This is a genomic window from Winogradskyella litoriviva, assembly GCF_013249065.1.
GTDB classification, from domain to species: domain Bacteria; phylum Bacteroidota; class Bacteroidia; order Flavobacteriales; family Flavobacteriaceae; genus Winogradskyella; species Winogradskyella litoriviva.
The window spans coordinates 97,188-116,399 of the sequence record NZ_JABRWQ010000003.1 but is presented as its reverse complement, the minus strand read 5'-3'; the positions used below and the strand labels follow the sequence as shown (position 1 = coordinate 116,399).

The window sequence follows — 19,212 nt, the reverse complement described above, 5'->3', positions numbered from 1 at the left end:
ATGTCGTATGAAACAAAAAGTAACGGCTGTTTTTGATATAGGAAAAACTAATAAGAAGTTTTTCTTATTTGACAAAAACTTTAAAGAGATCCATAAAGAATATATTTCTTTTGACGAAATTTTAGATGAAGATGGGCATCCAACAGAGAACCTTCCTGCCTTAAAAAAATGGTTGCAAAAGGTTTTTAATAGGATTTTAAAAGAAAAAGAGTTTAAAGTAAAAGCAATCAATTTCTCAACATATGGTGCAAGTTTGGTCCATATTGATAAAGATGGTAATCCATTAACACCCTTGTATAATTATACCAAGCCGTTACCAGAAGAAATAATTTCGTCTTTTTTTAATGATTATGGTCCTAAAGAAGACTTTCTTATAAATACGGGTTGTGCAGATTTAAGTATGTTAAACTCAGGACTGCAATTATATTGGATAAAAAAAACCAAACCAGAGATTTATAAAAAAATTAAATACTCTTTACATTTACCTCAATATCTTAGTTATGTCTTTACAGGAATTCCTATAAGTGAGTATACCAGTATTGGTTGCCATACTGCACTTTGGGATTATGGAAAAAGAGACTACCATCAATGGGTCTATAAAGAAGGGATTGATAAAATCTTACCACCAATTGTATCTACCGAAACAAGTATTAATATGAATTATAACGGTAATCGTATTAAGATAGGTGTAGGTATTCACGATAGTTCGGCAGCATTACTTCCCTATGTAAGGAGCTTAAGGAAAAAATTTGTGTTAATCTCTACAGGCACATGGAGTATTGCTTTTAATCCGTTTACAGAAAATCCTATATCAGATAATACCAATAATAATGATGTAATTAATTATATGCGTATTAATGGTAAACCTGTTAAGGCATCACGTTTGTTTTTAGGAAATGAATATAAAATCCAAGTACAAAAATTAAACGATTATTTTGGAGTTAATGATGATTATCATAGAAATGTGAAGTTTAATTACGATACATATACCGATATACTTAAAGACTTCAAGTATTGTCATAAGTGGATAGGATTAGAGGATGAAAATATGCCAAATGAAACTCAAATAATTCACAAAAGTTATGAAGGAGCATATCATCAACTTATGACCGAATTGGTTTTGCTTCAAAATAAATGTGTTGAAAAAGCTGTTGGAAATGATACCATTTCTAGGTTATATGTAGATGGTGGGTTTAGCGATAATGATGTGTTTATTAAACTGGTTTCACATTACTTTAGGGATAAAAAATTAAGTACAACAAATGCTTCATTAGGTTCGGCATTGGGTGCAGCGATTTCTATTTCTGATACCAAATTAAATTCAAAATTCTTGAAAAAAAATTATGCTCTTAAAAAGCATGTGCCATTTATAATTGGCGGATAAATTCCGTAATAATAAAACAGTAATTCAAAAGATAATAATTAATTCTTTATCCAAATCAATAAAAAAATGTCAAAAAATATAAAATTAATACATCCAAGAAATCAGATTACAGAAATCATTAGTAGAATTTACAAGAGAGGAATGACCACTACTTCAGGTGGAAACATTTCTATCATAGACGATAATGGAGATATATGGGTAACACCATCGGCAATAGATAAAGGTTCTTTAATGGCATCAGATATAATTTGTGTTAAGAAAGACGGAACTATTATAGGAAAACATAAGCCATCTTCAGAATTTCCATTTCATAAGGCAATTTACGAAGCCAGACCAGATATTAAGTCTGTAATTCATGCACATCCACCTGCATTGGTGTCATTCAGTATTGTGCGTCAAATACCTAATACAAATATTATTTCGCAAGCTAAACACGTTTGCGGACCAATTGGTTATGCCGAGTATAAATTACCAGGAAGTGAAGAATTAGGAGAAGTTATTGCTGAAGAATTTAAAAAAGGGTTTAAAGCAATAGTAATGGAGAATCACGGAACTGTATTGGGTGGTAGTGATTTAATAGATGCTTTTGAGAGATTTGAAGCTTTGGAGTTTTGTGCACGTACAATTTTATATGGTTCGCAAATTGGCAAACCAAAATATTTATCGGATGCTCAGATTGAAGCATTTGAAGCACAAGTACCTGCAAGTATTCCAGAAAATGAAAATATCGAATATTCCTCTGATGAAGTAGAAAAACGATTGGAAATCTGTGACATAGTTCATAGATCTTGCCAACAAGGTTTAATGATAAGCTCTTACGGAACAGTTTCTATGAGATGGAAAGATGATGATTTCTTAATTACACCAACAGATGTTAATCGTTGGGATATGGATTTAAATGACATTGTTCAAATAAAAGACGGTAAAAGAGAAAAAGGAAAAACACCTAGTAGGGCGACGTGGATACATCAAGAGATATACAAACGTAACCCAGAAGTGAATTCCATTATTATGACGCAATCACCATATTTAATGGCTTTTGGAGTTACAGGAAACTATTTAAATGTTAGAACAATACCAGAAAGCTGGATATTTTTACAAGACATAAAAGCTATTGAATATGGAAATCATTTTAGACAAAGTAACAATTCTGAAATAGTTGATAATTGTGCTACAGCGCTAATTATTGAAAACGATTCTGTAATTATAACAGGAGATAAGTTGCTTCAAACATTTGATTATTTAGAAGTTGCGGAATTTAGCGCAAAATCAATAGTATTAGGAAATTCTTTAGGTGAGATGGTTCCTATAAATGATGATCAAGTTGAAGAATTAAGAGAAAAGTTTTTAGCTTAAAACATTAGCAAAGATTAGAATAACCTTATTAAATTATTATAAAAAATGAAGCATTATAAGCAATATATTAACGGACAATTTGTAGACTCTAAAGCTACATCTGTAATTAAAATATTAAATCCTTGTACAGAAGAAGTTATTAGTACAATTTCTAGCGGTACAATTGAAGACGCTAATAATGCTTTGCAAGCCGCAAAAGATTCACAGCCAGCTTGGGAGGCTTTACCAGCTATTCAAAGAGCTGCGTTTTTACATAAAATGGCTGATGTTATAAGAGAAAACAGAGTGTTTTTAGCGGAGACATTATCTAAAGAACAGGCAAAAGTGATAGGTCTGGCTCAAGTAGAGATTGATGTTACAGCAGATTATTTTGATTATAATGCAGGTTGGGCAAGAAGAATTGAAGGAGAAATTATTCAAAGTGATCGAGAAAAGGAACATATTTATTTACACAAAGTTCCGATTGGAGTAGCTGTAGGTATATGTCCATGGAATTTTCCGTTTTTTGTAATGGCTCGTAAAGTTGCAGCTTCTCTAATAACAGGGAATACTTGTGTAATTAAACCGAGTTCTGAAGCACCAAATACTATAATGGAATTTGCAGAATTAATTCAAAATATTGGCTTAGCCGATGGTGTTTTAAATTTTGTGTGTGGAGCAGGGAGAACTGTTGGTAATGCACTTTCTAAAAGTCCTATTACAGGAATCATTAGCTTAACAGGTAGTGTATCTGCAGGGCAGCAAATTATTAGTGCAGCAGCAGAAAATATCACTAAAGTTTCTTTAGAATTAGGTGGTAAGGCTCCTGCGATTGTTTGCGCTGATGCAAACATGGAATTGGCCCTAAACTCAATTGTTTCATCTAAAGTTATATTTAGCGGACAAGTTTGCAATTGCGCAGAACGTGTTTATGTAGAAGATAGTATCTATGATGAGTTTGTTGAAAAACTAACAAAAAAAATGAGTGAGGTAACTATTGAAGATGCTCTGACTGGTGTAAATGCAGATATGAGTAGTTTAGTTTCTAAATCTCAGATTGATAAAATTTCTGAAATGGTAGAGTTTGCTAAAAAAGAAGGTGCCGAAGTTTTAGTAGGAGGTAAGCGTCCTGAACAATTTGATAGAGGGTATTTTTATGAACCAACAGTTTTAACTAATTGTAGTCAAGATAGTCAAATTATTCAAGAAGAAGTTTTTGGTCCTGTGCTGCCTGTTATGAAATTTAGTACATTAGATGAAGCAATTGCATTATCTAATGATTGTCAATATGGACTAACATCATCAGTGTTTTCTGAAAACTATAACAATATAATGCGAGCGACTAATGGTTTGCACTTTGGAGAAACCTATGTAAATAGGGAGCATTTTGAAGCTATACAGGGATTCCACGCTGGTTGGAAAAAATCTGGAGTTGGTGGAGCAGACGGCAAGCATGGTATGGAAGAATATTTGCATACACGTGTCGTTTATGCTAAGTATTACTAAAAATACATTTCATTCAAAATAAAAAAAAACAGCTAAATTTAGCTGTTTTTTTTATAGACTTAGATTATATCAATAAAACCGTTAAGCTCATGGCACCATGAGCACCTACAACAAGGCATTGCTCTATATCTGCAGTTTTAGAAGGGCCTGATATAAAAACTCCGAAATCTCTGTCTCTGTCTTTAATTAAGTCATAGGCATGTAGCATATGAATACATATTTTGCTTTTGTTAAGAATAATTACCAAGTCATTTGTAATAAATGGAAGAGCACGCACCAAACTATTGGTGTTAGAAACCCAGACAGCTCCATTCTCTGAAACGCCTATTTCTCCTTCAACTATGGCAAGGTCGATGTCTTTAAATAAGTGAGGGTCTGTTTCTTTTGAAAAAGGAATAGTCCCTAAAGTTGATTTTGATGTGGCTGAAACTATATGATTTGCTTTAGGATAAATTGTTTTTAGTTCATTGTCAATCTGAGCAACATCAATCTCCTTAATTGTTCCACCCACAAGGGCAATATTACTCTTAAAAGCGTTAAGTAAATCTATATCTTCATAAAAAGCACTTTCATCAATAATTGGCATCGGAAGTGCTTCTGGTTTATTCTTTTTAATAGATTGTAAAATAGCTTCTCTACCCATTTTTATTTCTTTTTTTGTACCATTCATCAAAGTTTTCATTTTTCACTTCTGGCAAATCCCTAGCTTTTCCCCAAGCATTTAATTTGTTATAGATCATAAACCTCGGAGCATGTTTTAAGACAAATCTTGCAGATTTACCAGCAAATCCATATAGTTTTGGTTTAGATAAAACCACACCAGCAATTTTTAAAACAGATTTTTTAACGATAGGCTGTTTTTGTTCTTTTACTATAACCTGTCTCCATTTATAAAGCTGTTCGTGAATGTTAATTTTAACAGGGCAAACATTAGAGCATGAGCCACATAAGGTAGAAGCAAATGGAAGTGAACTGTGCTTTTTAAGATCCTTACCAGGAGATAGAATAGATCCAATAGGTCCAGGTATAGCATAATCGTAGCTATGACCACCACTTCTTCTATAAATTGGGCATGTGTTCATACAAGCTCCACAACGAATACAGTGTAAAGAAGCTCTAAAATCTTCTCTTCCTAATTGTTCGGTTCTTCCATTATCAACAATAACAATGTGCATTTCTTTACCCTCATCTGGTTTGTTAAAATGCGATGAATAAGTGGTTATTGGCTGACCTGTTGCACTTCTTGCTAATAATCGTAAAAAAACACCTAGATGCTTTTCTTTAGGGATTATTTTTTCAATTCCCATGCATGCAATATGTACTTTAGCTAAGTGAACACCCATATCAGCGTTTCCTTCGTTTGTGCAAACAACGACACCTCCAGTATCTGCTGGTGCAAAATTAACACCTGTAATTGCTACATCAGCATTGAGGAATTTGTTTCTTAAATGTTTTCTGGCTTCACTTACCAAATATTCAGGATTTCCTTGACTTGGTTTAGTGCCTAAATGCTCTTGAAATAAAACATCTACTTCTTCTTTTTTCTTATGAATTGCAGGAAGAACAATGTGACTTGGTGGTTCTTTTGCTAATTGTACAATACGTTCGCCTAAATCAGTATCTATAACTTCAATACCTTTTTTTTCAAGGAATGGATTTAGATGACACTCTTCAGTAAGCATCGATTTGCTTTTTACAACTTTTTTTGCATTATGTTTTTCTAGTATTGAATTAATAATGTTGTTATGTTCCTCTGCATTAGAAGCCCAATGTACCTTAATTCCATTTTTTTGTGCGTTAGTTTCAAACTGAATAAGGTATTCATCTAAATTTGATAATACATTAGCTTTTATAGCGGAACCAAGCTCTCGTAAATATTCCCAGCCTTGCACTTTATGTGCAGAATTATCTCTTTTTTCCCTAACATACCATAATGCCTTGTCATGCCAGTTTACCTTGGCTTCATCTTTATTAAATATTTCTGCTTTTTTTGCGTGATTCATACCTGTGTTTGACTATTTAATATTTCAGCAATATGCATAACTTTAAGTGGTTGCTTATTTCTGTTGATTAAGCCTTCTAAATGCATTAAACAAGAATGATCAGCACCTGTAATTACTTCAACATTACTATCTATATGATCGTTAATACGGTCTTTACCCATTTTTGTAGAAATAGCTTCTTCAAATACTGAGAATGTACCGCCAAATCCACAACATTCATCCTTTCTGTTTAAAGACATTAGTTCAAGTCCTTTTACATTGTTTAATAAATCTTCTTCTGTAGAATAATGGTCACCCATAACTTCAGAACAAGAACCTAATTTAAGTCCTCGTAAACCATGACAACTTTTATGAAGTCCAACTTTGTGAGGGAATGATGCTCCTAAATCTGTTCTGCCTAATATTTTTACAATGAATTCGCATAGCTCATAAGCATTGTTTCTAACGTTAATAACATCTTGTGTTTGCTCTAAAATATCAAAATGTTTTTTTACATGATAGATACAGCTTCCAGAAGGTCCTACGATGTAATCATATGATTTGAAATTTTCTACAAATAATCTACATGCCCCTTTAGAATCTTCTTCGTAACCAGAGTTTCCTAGAGGTTGTCCACAACACGTTTGGTTTTTTGGATAGTATACATCTACTCCTAATTTTTCTAATAATTCGAGTGTTGCAATACCAACCTGTGGATACAATTGATTAATATAGCATGGTATAAATAAACCTACTTTCATCCGTTTGTTGTTATTTATTGCTTTTTTGCAAGCTAAATATGAAATTACTCTATTATTAATTCTTAGGTGTCCTGTTCTTTCCTGTTTATTTTTAAATAATTGTAAAATAATATAGTACACACTGCATATTATCATTTATAATTAGTTTGATATACTAATTGAAATAGATTAATTTATGAGTTTTATGTTAAAAGTGTATTATATAAATATTTAATTGTTTTTCAGTAATTTATCCATTACAGAAAAGTGTTATAACCAATTTAGGGATAAGTTTAATTTACGTTAAGGCCATAAATAAATATAATGATGTATCTTTTGAGATTTAATTTATGTTTTACCTTATAAATTTAGACGACCTAGTTTAAAAGTATCCTTTTTTACAAAAATAAATAGAATGAAAATCTATGGTATCTTTAAGCACTCTTGATTATATCTTAATAATAGCATTTTTTGCAATAACCTTATCTATTGGTGTATTTGTATCAAAAAAAGCAGGTAAGAATTCATCAGAATTTTTTCTATCTGGTAAAACTATGCCTTGGTGGTTACTTGGTGTTTCCATGGTTGCCACAACTTTTTCTACGGACACACCTAATTTGGTTACCGATATTGTAAGGACTAATGGTGTTTCTGGAAATTGGGTTTGGTGGGCTTTTTTAATTACAGGATTACTTACCGTATTTGTTTACGCTAAACTTTGGAGAAAATCAAATGTTAATACCGATTTAGAATTTTATGAATTTAGATATGGCGGTAAACCCGCAACATTTTTAAGAAAGTTTAGGGCGATATATCTTGGTGTTATTTTTAATGTAATCACGATGTCTGCAGTAACATTGGCAGCTATTAAGATTGGAGGGATTATGTTGGGTTTAGAACCATGGCAAACTGTAGTAAGTGCAGGACTAATTACAGTTGTTTTTAGTGCTTTGGGTGGATTTAAAGGTGTTGTTTATACGGATTTTATTCTATTTTTTGTTGCGATGGGTGGCGCTATAGGTGCTGCTTACTATTTGGTTAATTTACCCGAAGTAGGTGGAATCGAAGCTATAATGACTGATGAAAATGTTATAGATAAGTTGTCTATTTTACCAGATTTTAGTGATAAAAATGCATTAATTACACTTTTCATTATACCATTAGCAGTACAATGGTGGAGCTCATGGTATCCAGGAGCAGAACCTGGTGGAGGAGGTTATATTGCGCAACGTATGTTAGCGGCAAAAGATGAAAATCATGCTATAGGAGCCACCTTTTTCTTCAATATAATGCACTATGCTTTGCGTCCGTGGCCGTGGATTTTAGTTGCATTGGCATCTTTAGTGGTGTTTCCTGATTTGGCAAGTATTCAAGAAGCTTTTCCAAATATAACAGATGATAAGTTAGGTCATGATTTAGCATATTCAGCAATGCTTACTAAATTACCAAGTGGATTATTAGGATTAGTTTTAGCTTCACTAATAGCTGCATATATGAGTACCATTTCTACACAATTAAATTGGGGATCATCTTATATTGTTTATGATTTCTATAAGCAACAAATAAACCCTAAGGCTTCAGAAAAAAGATTGGTGGCAGTAGGGCGACTGTCAACAGTTATGCTTATGATTATTAGTGCGTTACTGGCTCTTTTGTTGCAAAATGCGTTACAGTTGTTTGAGCTACTACTCGTTTTTGGAGCAGGTACAGGACTTATTTTTATTTTACGTTGGTTTTGGTGGCGGATTAATGCTTGGAGTGAAATTACAGCTATGTTTGCATCTGGTATTATTTCAATATTATTGAAACTAACACCTCTTGGAGATTATTTATTTAAATCAGAAGATAGTGTTTTTGAAAACTATTTTGAATATCCTTTTGTAGTTTTTGTAACAACAATTATTTGGCTTATAGCTACTTATGTAACACAACCTGAAAGCAAAGAAGTCTTGCAAGATTTTTACAGAAAAATACAACCAGGAGGTCCAGGTTGGGAAAAAATAATTTCAGAGGCTAATGCAGATGGTGTTAACTTAAAAACGACAGAAGAAAAATGGAGCGTACCATCTGGTATCGGAGCAATGCTTATAGGTTGCTTGTTTATTTATAGCTGTATGTTTGCTACTGGTTATTGGATTTATGGAAACTATAATTTTGCAATAGGACTAACAATATCCGCGTTATTGTCTGGGTTTTTCTTAAAAATTATTTGGAAAAGAATAAAATCAACAATTTTATAAAATATTAAATGGTCATTTTTATAATTTACCAAAAAGCTATATTTTAGATAGTTTATATAATTTTTGCACCAATTTAAGTATTGGTAAAAGTAATTTTAATCACTTTGTGATTTTTAAAAGCATGTTAAATAAATGAATAAAGAGGAATTATATCCTATAAAATTCAATCCCATATTTAAATACAGACTTTGGGGAGGAAATAAATTAAAGACCAATCTAAATAAAGATTATTTAGGAGAGAATATTGGAGAGTCTTGGGAAATTTCAGATGTAAAAGGTGATGAAACTTTAGTATCTAACGGTAATTTAAAAGGACAAACCTTAAAAGACCTTATTACCACATACAAAGTTGATTTTGTTGGAAAAAAGGTCTATGAAGAATTTGGGACAGATTTTCCAATACTCATAAAATTTATAGATGCTGAAGCACCATTGTCTATCCAAGTACATCCAAGTAATGAACTCGCTAAAGAACGACATAATTCTTTTGGTAAAAATGAGATGTGGTACGTAATGGGTGCTGATAAGGATGCTGAACTTATTGTTGGTTTTAATTCTGAAATGAACCAAGACAATTATAAAAAACATCTAAATGATAACACTATTTTAGAGGTTTTACATCATGAAAAAGTAAGTAAAGGAGACGCTTTTTATATTCCTACAGGTAGAGTACATGCTATTGGTGCAGGTGTTCTATTGGCAGAAATTCAGCAAACATCAGATGTAACTTATCGTATTTATGATTACAAGAGAAAGGATAAAGTTACTGGCAAAGAGCGTGAGTTGCATACCGAGTTGGCTGTAGATGCTATTGATTTTAAACGTTACAATAACTATAAATCAGATTACGAAAAAGCAATTAATACATCTAATGTTTTAGTCCATTCTCCATATTTTAAGACCAACTTTATTAATATATCTGGTACTTTGATAAAGGATTATTCAAATCTAGACTCATTTGTTATATATATGTGTGTTAGTGGTAGTTTAGAACTTCTACATAATAAGCAATCTTATCATTTAAATATTGGAGAAACTATTTTGTTGCCTGCCAAAATAAGTACGGTGGAATTGTTTTCCGAGTCTTCGGAAATTCTTGAAATTTTCTTTTAGAAATTTAAGATTAAGATAAAAGTTAATTTAATTCTATTTTAATTTAGAATAAATTTTTGGTAGTCTTTGTTTGTTGAAATGTATAATTAACTTTGGTCAAATTTTTAATAGAAGAAATTATTGGGAGTGAAAAGATTTGTAAAAAAAAGGAAGTTAATTTTAGTATTAAACTTATCAGTTGTAATACTGCTGTTAATTGTTTGTTTTAGAGAATATATTGGCTTTAATAGATACTTTATTCTTTCATTTTTAGGTTTTTTTGTGCCATATCTAGTTTTAGCTAATGTATTATTTGTGTTGTATTGGATGCTAAAAAGAAAGCGTCAATTGATAATTTCGTTGGCTGTTCTTATTTATGGTTATTTTGCAAATGACACTTTTTTTAAATTTAATAATTCTGAAAATTATACAAAACATGAATTAAGTATATTAACCTTTAATGCACATACCTTTGCTGGCTTTTATAAATTTGATAAGCCAAATGTAAGTGAAGATATTGTTGATTTTATAGCTGGTCAAAATCCAGATATAGTATGTTTTCAAGAGTATAGTTTTAAAATGAATAATAGGTTCGCAGATTATCCATATAAATATTTAACACCAGAATCTAGTGGGTCTACGTTACAAGCCATTCTATCTAAGTATCCAATTATTTCTGGTGGTTCATTCAATTTTGACGAAACAATTAATAATGCAATTTACGCAGACATTAAAATACAAAATGATACAATAAGGGTTTATAATGTTCATTTAGAGTCTTTTAAAGTGCGTCCTGGTTCTTTAAAAAGAGAGGTTCCAACGAACATTTTTAACAGAATGGATTTGGCTTTTCAAAAGCAAACAGAGCAAGCTAAATTGATAAAAAAACATAGTTTAAACACAAAACATAAAAAACTAATTTGTGGTGATTTTAATAGTACTCAGTATTCAAATGTTTACAATATATTAAAAGGAGACATGAAGGATAGCTTTTTAGAAGAAGGTATTGGTTTTGGGAATACTTTTAATTTTAGGATATTGTCCTTTAGAATTGATATTATTTTGTCCGATTTTAAAATTAATTCACATAAAAATTTTGAAGCAGAACTATCTGATCATGAGCCTGTAATGGCTAAATTCGATTTGCATAATTGATTTCACGGAACATTTTTTTATTTCAAAATTTAAGAAATTTTAATTCTTAAGCATATTATTTTTTGGTAAAAACCTTATTAAGGAGAATAAATAACCAAAATCTTTAAAAATAATTCAGAATATTTTCGCGTAAGCACATAAAAATAAGGTGAATAACGGTTTTTAAGTTGGTTTTATGTTTATTGTCGATTTAATTATATTATTGGACTAAAAAAAAACAAAAGGGCTGTTAAGAAAATGAAATTTATTTAACTTGCCGATCTATTAATTAAATAAGGAAAAAATTATTAAAAATATGGATATAGCTAATAAAGTTAAGGGAATTATAGCGGACTCTATAGAAGTAGAAATAACAAAGATAGAAGAAGATACTGCTATAGGCGATTTTCCAAAATGGGATTCTATGGGTCAAATAATTATTATATCGGCTCTAGAAAAGGAATTCGATTTTAAATTTGATCCTGAAGTAATCATGGATTTAGAAGATGTTGGTGATATGATTGAAGCTGTTGAAGAGCATGTTTCGGAATAATATGGCCTATGAACTTTGTTTCACTTGAAGAAAATATTTTTAATTTCTCTATTCATTCGCCTAATAAAATTGCATTAATTGATAAGAAAAAAGCAGTTTCCTATAAAGAGCTTTATCAAAGTATTTGGTCAACTAAGCTGTTTTTAGAATCTGAATATGGGTTGCAAAAAGGTGATGCTGTTATTGTTGCCGCTAATAAAAACCTCAATTTTGTTTTTGCATATTTTGCAATTCACTTAATTGGTGCTAAAGTAATACCATTAGACGAACAAATTCAAGAAGAAAGACTTGCCTATATAATTAAGAAAACTAAGCCAAAATTAATTATTGGTCTAGATAATAATTATAACGTTAAAAGTTTTGATTTTGATGTGATAAGGGATTTAGAATTAGTCGATTTCCCAAATAAAATAGAATTTCCCAAAGATTTTCAAGAAGCAGATATTTTGTTCACAACGGGTACAACTGGAAATCCTAAAGGCGTAATTTTAACTCACGGTAATCTAGCAGCAAGTGCTCATAATATAAATACATTTATTGGTAATACTGCTAATGATGTAGAGTTATTAGCTCTCCCAATTAGTCATTCTTTTGGATTAGGAAGAATTAAATGTGTTTTGTCAACTGGAGGAACAATTGTTTTGTTGGGCAGTATTGTTAATATGAAAAGGATGTTCAGAACTTTTGAAGAACAGGCGATTACTGGTTTTGGTATGGTGCCAGCAAGTTGGCAATACATTCAGAAAATGAGTGGTGATCGATTAAAAGATTTTGCAGATAATCTCAATTATATAGAATTAGGCAGTGCATATATGTCTCCTGAAGAAAAACAAGTATTGATAAAACTATTTCCAAATACAAGAATTTGTATGCATTACGGATTAACTGAAGCATCAAGATCTACTTTTATGGAATTTCATTCTGATATTAATTATTTGAATTCTATCGGAAAAGCAAGCCCAAATGTAGAAATATGTATTAAAGATGATTTAGGAAATATAATGAAACCTGGAGATGAAGGTGAAATCTGTGTAAAAGGAAAGCATGTAACAATTGGTTATTTAGCCAACGAAAATGAAGATGCTTTTTTTGATGAATATTTTAGAACAGGTGATATAGGTAGTATTGATACTGATGGATTTATTCATTTAAAAGGACGATTAAAAGAAATAATAAACGTTGGTGGTAAAAAATTATCACCAATAGAAGTAGAATCTAAAATTCATGAGTTTGATGCTGAGTTAGAAGCCGCTTGTGTTGGTGTTAAAGATCCAGATGGAATTTTAGGAGAAGTCGTTAAAGCATTTATTGTTAAAAATAATTCAATAAACAATTTTGAAGCTATTAATGATTTTCTTAAATCTAAATTAGATTCGTATAAAGTGCCAGTTGATTATGAATGGGTTATTGAAATACCAAAAACAAAATCAGGAAAAATACAACGCCAAAAACTATTATAAATTATGTGGGAACCTCAAGGAATGTATTCCAAATTTTTACTAAAACAACCTACTGTTCTTTTTGGAGATAATGCAATAATGGGACTTAAGACCTACGCAAGTTCTAGAGTTGTTGTTATACATGGTTCTAGTTTAAGTGAAGACTATAAGCAAAAAGTTTCAAAAGCAATGTCTGCATTTGATGTAAATTTTGTTGAAAAAACTTGGCAAGGAGAACCAACTTTAGCCACTTTAAATCCAACAATAGAAAAGGTAGAACAGTTTCAACCAGATTTAATTATTGCTATTGGAGGAGGAAGTGTCATTGATGGTGCAAAAATGGTAAGGACATATTATGAGTTTCCATTTTTTGATGTAAACGAAACAAGTTTTTCAATGCTAAACTGGAAAACAACACTTGTTGCTGTACCTACAACCATTGGTAGTGGTGCAGAAATCTCTTCTGCTTCTGTAATGTACAATGACGCTCAAAAAACTAAAGAATTTGTAGTTAGTCATCAGTTTATACCAGAAATTATTGTTTTAGAAGCCAGCCTTATAAAAAATGCACCAAAAAAAATATTATTATCTTCAATGGTAGACGCTTTGTCTCATGCTATTGAAGGGTATATGTCTACTTTAGATAATATGTTGGTAGATAGTTATGCAGAAAAAGCAATTCAAATTATATCACAATATCACAACGTAATTAGTGAAGGTATTGATGAACAATATATTAATAAATTACAATTAGCATCTATGTTTGCTGGTTTGGTTCAAAACCACTGTATCGTAGGTGCAACACATGCATTAGCGCATCAAATGTCTGCGTTTGGATTATCACATGCAAGTGCGATAGCTATATTTTTACCTTCAGTAATTAGAAAAAATATTAAAGACCCAATTGTAAATTCTAGATTCGAGCAATTGGCAAAACACTCTGGTTTTAACAATGGAGAAGATTTATTAGCCTTTGTTGATGAATTCATTAAAGGTTTTGATCTTTCAAAAGAACTAGATATAGTAAGAAGTAACAAAGGGCAAATTCTTGCTGATGATGTTTTCTTTGAGCAAGCACTAAATGATAAAGGAGGACAAGGAAATCCTATTCCTATGAACCAAGAATTTTTAATGGATATTTTTAACGAAGCTTCTCTATGAAAAATTTAACAATTACAGATAATCTTATTAATAATAGCCCTTATGATTTAGATAAGGGAGAAAAAAAAGAACTTTTTACGGAAGCGTTATTGGATGAAATTAAGTTCCATTATGATAATAATGACCAATACAAGCACTTTTGTAAAAATAAAAACTTTAATCCATATACTTTCAATGGAAGTTTAGATCAAATTCCTCCAATAGCAGTTAGTGTGTTTAAGGACTTAGGAAAAGATTTAAAATCCGTACCAGATAGTGAAGTTAAATTGTCATTGCAGTCATCTGCAACATCTGGTATTCCTAGTACTGTTGTATTAGATAAAATTACAGCCAAGCGTCAAGGTAAAGTAATGGTTAAGGTTGTCAAAGATTTTATAGGTGCTGAAAGAAAACCTTTTATCATTGTTGATGTTAGTCCTAAGCCAGAAAACATTAAGTTTTTAGGAGCTAGATATGCTGCAATTGGCGGATATTTAAACTTTGCAAGTGATGTAAATTATGCGCTAGATACTGAGTCGGATGATAGTGTGGCTTTTAATGTAGAAAAAACCAAAGCGTTTATTGCTTCATTAGATAAAAAAACACCTGTTGTTGTATTCGGATTTACCTATATGTTATACGCGCAGGTTGTAAAGCCTTTATTAGATAAAGGTATTAATTTTGACTTACCAGAAGGTTCGAAAATTATTCATATTGGTGGCTGGAAAAAGTTAGAAAGTGAGAAGATTGGTAAGGAACAATTTAACAAAGCCATGTCTCAACTGTTTTCAGTAAAAGAAGAACATGTTATAGATATTTACGGATTTACTGAACAGATGGGATTAAATTATCCAGATTGCGAATGTGGTTGGAAGCATGCACCTTTGTATTCAGAAGTAATAGTAAGAGATCCTGCAACTAGAGAGGTTAAACCAAATGGAGAAGAAGGTGTTTTAGAGTTTTTATCACCAATTCCACATTCTTATCCTGGAAATGTAGTTTTAACGGATGATGTAGGTGTTGTTAATCCAGAACCATGTACCGTTGGTAGAAATGGTACACGTTTTAAAATTTTAGGCAGATTAAAAAAAGCCGAAGTTAGAGGTTGTGGAGATATTTTAGGAAGTAAATTAAAATTTTCTGGTGACGCGGAAGGAAAAAAAGAATCTATTAAATCAGATTTAGAAATTCACTATTGGAAAGGTGAAAAAATTGATACAACTCAAACAGCAGAATTACAATTAAGAGAGATTATAACAAAACTAAACTCTAAAAAAGAATGGTTAAGAAGTCAACCAATTGATGCCTTAATAGGTTTAATTGGTGAAGCATCTAAAGTTTGGATGAATGCTGATGGCGATTTAAGTACCATGAAAGAAAAAGGATTATCGTTTTTGGCTAATTGGGCTAAACCGATTCACCTTAATAGAATTGCTACCATTGGACTAAGAAATAATAGACAACATATAGATGGTTTTATACCATTAAACGGCTCACGAAAGCAATTTTTAAAAGCCAATCAAAAAGGTTTAGTATGTCACTGGTTGGCAGGAAATGTTCAGGTTTTAGGAATGTTTGCATTATTACAAGCCATAATGACAAAGAATGTAAACTTGCTTAAAATCTCATCAAAAGATGGAGGTGTTTTTGCAGGTTTATTAAAAACTTTTGAAGGTATAAGTTTTACAACAAAAGGAGGATATACTATTAAAGGAGATGATCTTTTAGAAACTATCGCTGTCGTTTATTTTTCTCATAGAGATAGGGAAATAGGAGAATTAATGTCTAAGTCGGCAAATGTGCGTATTGCTTGGGGAGGAAGAGAAGCGGTAGAAACCGTGGCTAATTACCCATCTATGTATGATACAGAAGATATTATATTTGGTCCAAAAATTTCGTTTTCGGTGATTTCACAAGAAGTTTTAAGTACCGAAAGAAAAGCTAAAAAGATAGCTAGAAAAGTTGCAGTAGATTCTAGTGTCTTCGATCAAACTGGTTGTGCTTCTCCACATAATCTTTATATTGAGCGAGGTGGAACAATATCTCCAAGAGAATTTTGTAGATTATTAGCGTTAGGAATGGAAAAGACTTCAGTGCAGATTCCTAAAGGGGAGACTTCTATAGAACAAATATCTGCTGTACACTCAGTACGAGGTTTATATGATTTTAAAGGAGAGGTCTGGGCAAGTGAAGATACAACTTGGACTGTTGTATATTCAGAAGATAAAAATTTAAGAGCTCCAGTATACTCAAGAGTAATAATGGTACATCCAGTTGACCATATTGAAGAAACTCTAGAACATATTGATGATAATATACAAACAATAGGTTTAGCGTCTAGCGGTGAAAAAGCACTTGATTTTGCGGAGAAAGCAGTAGATAGAGGAGTAATGCGATGTCCAGAAATGGGTAGAATGTTGAATTTTGAATCACCTTGGGATGGCATATTTTTAATGGAAAGAATGGTGCGATGGAGTACTTTTGGTGGTCCATTGATATAATAAAAAATAAATGCTACTTTAGTAGCAATCAATTAAATGGGTAAGTATATTAGCTATTATACTTAAAAACTTATAAAGCAATTAATTGTATTAAGTTTTTGGTGAGAATTTATTTACATAAAAAAGGGACAGGATGAATTTAAAATTTAAAAATAAAAAAATAACAGGTATACTCTCTGTAATACCTGAGAACGAGATAAAATTTGATGATGAAATGGAAAATTATGCATTTTCCAAAAGTCAATCGATGAAGCTTAAGCTTATAATGGGCTACAATAAACGAAGAGTTGTAAAAGAAGGTACAACGGTTTCGGATATGTGTGTTCATGGATTACAACACCTTTTCGACACAAATAAATTAGATAAAAATGATATAGATGCAATAGTATTAGTATCACAATCACCAGATTATTTTATTCCTTCAACGAGTCATGTAATTCAAGGAAAATTAGGACTAAAAACAGATATGGTCTGTTTAGATATTAGTCAAGCTTGCTCAGGATATTCTATTGGTCTAACCCAAGCATTCATGTTATTGGACCAAGAAGAAATTAATAAAGTTGTTGTTTTAGCTGGAGATACTTATAGCCAAAAAGTTTCTATACAAGATAGAGGAAGTAGACCAATTACAGGAGATGCCGTATCAATTACTATAGTTGAAAAAAGTTTAACAGACAATATTATTTATGGAGCGATTAATACAGATGGTTCAGGAGCTGAAGCACTTATAATTCCAGCAGGTGGTTTTAGAACGCCATCAAGTCCTGAAACTTCAGAAATGGTTCAAGATAGTAAGGGTAATACGAGGTCTTTAGATCATTTAGTAATGAAAGGTGATGATGTTTTTAATTTTGTTCAGAGAGAAGTTCCTCCAATGATTGATAAACTTTTAGATAGAGCAAATATTTCTAAAGATGATGTAGATTATTTTATGTTTCATCAGCCTAATAAATTTATGTTGAAGAAATTAGCTGATAAAATGGGAGTGTCTTATGATAAAATGCCTAATAATATTGTAGAGAATTTTGGTAATTCTAATAGTGCTACAATTCCTGTTAATATTTGCTTTAATTTAGGAGAAAAACTATTAGAGAACACTTATTTCTTATGTTTAGCTGGTTTTGGTGCAGGATTAAGTTGGTCATCAGTACTAATAGAAGTAGGGAATTTAGATTTTTGTGAAATTATAAACTATAATAATTAAAATGGAGGATTTTATACCATCAATATCAGAGCTATTAGAAGAAGAAACAGTGGAACTCACAGATGCATTAGATTCATTTGAAGCTTGGGATTCATTAACAGTTTTGTCAATGATCGCTTTTTTTGATTCTGAATATAATGTTCAATTATCTGCAGAGGAAATTGATGACTCAGAAACAATTCAAGGTTTAAAAAATCTTGTTGAAAGTAAAATGTAAGACTATCTTAGTTTTAAATTTTATTCTAGCTATTAAAAATAAATAAGTTCAAACAATTGAACTATTAAAATATAATGATATGAGGAACGTAATAATATTAGGAACAGGAGGATGTGCTTCTGAGGTCACATTTTTTATAGAAGACAATAATTCAAAACTGCCTGAGGATAAGAGAATTAATATTTTAGGTTATATTGATTATGCGGATCACTTAAAGGATAATTATGATAAATATAATTATGATGCACCGGTTTTATGTGATATAGATTCATATGTGCCAAAAGCAGACGAAGAAGTATTGATTGCTGTAATGAATATTAAATTCCGCGAGAAAATGATAAAAGCCTTGTTAGAAAAGAAAGCTAAAATAGGTAGTTTTATTCATCATACTGTAGTTATGCCTCAAAACTTAGATATTGGAGAAGGTAATATAGTTGCTCCATTTTGTATTCTTGAAAAACATGCAACAATTGGGAGTTATAATTTACTCACATCATATAGTTTTATTGCTCACGATTGTGTTGTAGGCGATAATAATTTCCTTTCTTTCACAGGTTTAGCCGGAAATACCAAGGTTGGTAATAATAATTATTTTGGACTTAGATCACTCGTAATTCCTGGAGTAGAAGTAGGGAATAATAATGTGGTTCAAGCAGGAATGGTTGTTGATAAAAATGTTAAGGACGATACTACAATTTTTTATAGATTTAAAGAGAAAATTATGGCTATTCCTAAAGTTTAATTG

16 protein-coding genes are annotated in these 19,212 nt (G+C 31.3%); 13 read left to right on the top strand and 3 right to left on the bottom strand.

The features are described 5' to 3' along the window. The first annotated feature begins 7 nt into the window (after positions 1–7). From HNV10_RS07225 to aldA, 3 genes are all read left to right on the top strand, one after another. Positions 8–1,384, top strand: a complete 1,377-nt coding sequence (locus HNV10_RS07225; RefSeq protein WP_173300668.1) for an FGGY-family carbohydrate kinase — start codon at positions 8–10, stop codon at positions 1,382–1,384. A gap of 66 nt (positions 1,385–1,450) precedes the next feature. Continuing rightward, positions 1,451–2,740, top strand: a complete 1,290-nt coding sequence (locus tag HNV10_RS07220; protein WP_173300667.1) for a class II aldolase/adducin family protein — start codon at positions 1,451–1,453, stop codon at positions 2,738–2,740. 45 nt (positions 2,741–2,785) lie between these two features. Further along, positions 2,786–4,225 (top strand): aldehyde dehydrogenase, encoded by a 1,440-nt coding sequence (gene aldA / locus HNV10_RS07215; protein ID WP_173300666.1) that lies wholly within the window; start codon positions 2,786–2,788, stop codon positions 4,223–4,225. 64 nt (positions 4,226–4,289) lie between these two features. Here the strand turns inward: aldA and HNV10_RS07210 are convergent, their stop codons facing one another. The 3 genes from HNV10_RS07210 to HNV10_RS07200 are packed head-to-tail and all read right to left on the bottom strand — an operon-like array spanning position 4,290 to position 6,968. Further along, entirely contained in the window at positions 4,290–4,907 is a 618-nt protein-coding gene (locus HNV10_RS07210; protein ID WP_173300665.1) for a LutC/YkgG family protein, read from the bottom strand. Continuing rightward, positions 4,861–6,228 carry a LutB/LldF family L-lactate oxidation iron-sulfur protein gene (locus HNV10_RS07205; RefSeq protein ID WP_173300664.1) on the bottom strand — a complete coding sequence of 456 codons (1,368 nt, stop codon included), beginning with the start codon at positions 6,226–6,228 and terminating at the stop codon, positions 4,861–4,863. The genes HNV10_RS07210 and HNV10_RS07205 overlap by 47 nt, the downstream gene beginning before the upstream one ends. Then, positions 6,225–6,968: a (Fe-S)-binding protein gene (locus HNV10_RS07200; protein ID WP_173300663.1), complete on the bottom strand. Its 744-nt coding sequence runs from the start codon at positions 6,966–6,968 to the stop codon at positions 6,225–6,227. Before HNV10_RS07200 ends, HNV10_RS07205 begins: the two co-directional genes overlap by 4 nt. 404 nt (positions 6,969–7,372) lie before the next feature. Here HNV10_RS07200 and HNV10_RS07195 point away from each other — a divergent pair, with 404 nt between their 5' ends. The 10 genes from HNV10_RS07195 to HNV10_RS07150 all read left to right on the top strand — a co-directional run bounded on the left by HNV10_RS07195 (position 7,373) and on the right by HNV10_RS07150 (position 19,209). Next, positions 7,373–9,187: a sodium:solute symporter family protein gene (locus HNV10_RS07195; RefSeq protein WP_173300662.1), complete on the top strand. Its 1,815-nt coding sequence runs from the start codon at positions 7,373–7,375 to the stop codon at positions 9,185–9,187. 132 nt (positions 9,188–9,319) lie between these two features. Next, positions 9,320–10,300 (top strand): type I phosphomannose isomerase catalytic subunit, encoded by a 981-nt coding sequence (locus HNV10_RS07190; RefSeq protein WP_173300661.1) that lies wholly within the window; start codon positions 9,320–9,322, stop codon positions 10,298–10,300. Positions 10,301–10,426: 126 nt separating this feature from the next. After that, the gene (locus HNV10_RS07185; protein ID WP_173300660.1) at positions 10,427–11,434 is read left to right on the top strand and encodes an endonuclease/exonuclease/phosphatase family protein; all 1,008 of its coding nucleotides are present in this window, start codon (positions 10,427–10,429) and stop codon (positions 11,432–11,434) included. 295 nt (positions 11,435–11,729) lie between these two features. Further along, a complete protein-coding gene (locus HNV10_RS07180; RefSeq protein WP_173300659.1) occupies positions 11,730–11,966 on the top strand; it encodes an acyl carrier protein in 237 nt (78 codons plus the stop codon). Positions 11,967–11,974: 8 nt separating this feature from the next. Beyond that, on the top strand, positions 11,975–13,426 hold the full coding sequence (locus tag HNV10_RS07175; protein ID WP_173300658.1) for a class I adenylate-forming enzyme family protein: 1,452 nt from the start codon (positions 11,975–11,977) through the stop codon (positions 13,424–13,426). A 21-nt stretch (positions 13,427–13,447) separates the two neighbouring features. Continuing rightward, positions 13,448–14,566 (top strand): iron-containing alcohol dehydrogenase, encoded by a 1,119-nt coding sequence (locus tag HNV10_RS07170; RefSeq protein WP_173300657.1) that lies wholly within the window; start codon positions 13,448–13,450, stop codon positions 14,564–14,566. Next, a complete protein-coding gene (locus HNV10_RS07165) occupies positions 14,563–17,046 on the top strand; it encodes a LuxE/PaaK family acyltransferase (RefSeq protein WP_173300656.1) in 2,484 nt (827 codons plus the stop codon). The genes HNV10_RS07170 and HNV10_RS07165 overlap by 4 nt, the downstream gene beginning before the upstream one ends. A gap of 133 nt (positions 17,047–17,179) precedes the next feature. Next, positions 17,180–18,250 carry a 3-oxoacyl-ACP synthase III family protein gene (locus tag HNV10_RS07160; protein ID WP_173300655.1) on the top strand — a complete coding sequence of 357 codons (1,071 nt, stop codon included), beginning with the start codon at positions 17,180–17,182 and terminating at the stop codon, positions 18,248–18,250. Position 18,251: 1 nt separating this feature from the next. Further along, positions 18,252–18,467 carry an acyl carrier protein gene (locus HNV10_RS07155; RefSeq protein WP_173300654.1) on the top strand — a complete coding sequence of 72 codons (216 nt, stop codon included), beginning with the start codon at positions 18,252–18,254 and terminating at the stop codon, positions 18,465–18,467. A gap of 79 nt (positions 18,468–18,546) precedes the next feature. Then, positions 18,547–19,209: an LbetaH domain-containing protein gene (locus HNV10_RS07150; RefSeq protein WP_173300653.1), complete on the top strand. Its 663-nt coding sequence runs from the start codon at positions 18,547–18,549 to the stop codon at positions 19,207–19,209. Positions 19,210–19,212: the final 3 nt, after the last annotated feature.

What these genes read in the sequence shown, in the direction of transcription:
- HNV10_RS07225 (WP_173300668.1), top strand. Translation starts at nt 8, where the DNA reads ATGAAACAAAAAGTAACGGCTGTTTTTGATATAGGAAAAACTAATAAG.
- HNV10_RS07220 (WP_173300667.1), top strand. Translation starts at nt 1,451, where the DNA reads ATGTCAAAAAATATAAAATTAATACATCCAAGAAATCAGATTACAGAA.
- aldA (WP_173300666.1), top strand. Translation starts at nt 2,786, where the DNA reads ATGAAGCATTATAAGCAATATATTAACGGACAATTTGTAGACTCTAAA.
- HNV10_RS07210 (WP_173300665.1), bottom strand. Translation starts at nt 4,907, where the DNA reads ATGAAAACTTTGATGAATGGTACAAAAAAAGAAATAAAAATGGGTAGA.
- HNV10_RS07205 (WP_173300664.1), bottom strand. Translation starts at nt 6,228, where the DNA reads ATGAATCACGCAAAAAAAGCAGAAATATTTAATAAAGATGAAGCCAAG.
- HNV10_RS07200 (WP_173300663.1), bottom strand. Translation starts at nt 6,968, where the DNA reads ATGAAAGTAGGTTTATTTATACCATGCTATATTAATCAATTGTATCCA.
- HNV10_RS07195 (WP_173300662.1), top strand. Translation starts at nt 7,373, where the DNA reads ATGGTATCTTTAAGCACTCTTGATTATATCTTAATAATAGCATTTTTT.
- HNV10_RS07190 (WP_173300661.1), top strand. Translation starts at nt 9,320, where the DNA reads ATGAATAAAGAGGAATTATATCCTATAAAATTCAATCCCATATTTAAA.
- HNV10_RS07180 (WP_173300659.1), top strand. Translation starts at nt 11,730, where the DNA reads ATGGATATAGCTAATAAAGTTAAGGGAATTATAGCGGACTCTATAGAA.
- HNV10_RS07175 (WP_173300658.1), top strand. Translation starts at nt 11,975, where the DNA reads ATGAACTTTGTTTCACTTGAAGAAAATATTTTTAATTTCTCTATTCAT.
- HNV10_RS07170 (WP_173300657.1), top strand. Translation starts at nt 13,448, where the DNA reads ATGTATTCCAAATTTTTACTAAAACAACCTACTGTTCTTTTTGGAGAT.
- HNV10_RS07165 (WP_173300656.1), top strand. Translation starts at nt 14,563, where the DNA reads ATGAAAAATTTAACAATTACAGATAATCTTATTAATAATAGCCCTTAT.
- HNV10_RS07160 (WP_173300655.1), top strand. Translation starts at nt 17,180, where the DNA reads ATGAATTTAAAATTTAAAAATAAAAAAATAACAGGTATACTCTCTGTA.
- HNV10_RS07155 (WP_173300654.1), top strand. Translation starts at nt 18,252, where the DNA reads ATGGAGGATTTTATACCATCAATATCAGAGCTATTAGAAGAAGAAACA.
- HNV10_RS07150 (WP_173300653.1), top strand. Translation starts at nt 18,547, where the DNA reads ATGAGGAACGTAATAATATTAGGAACAGGAGGATGTGCTTCTGAGGTC.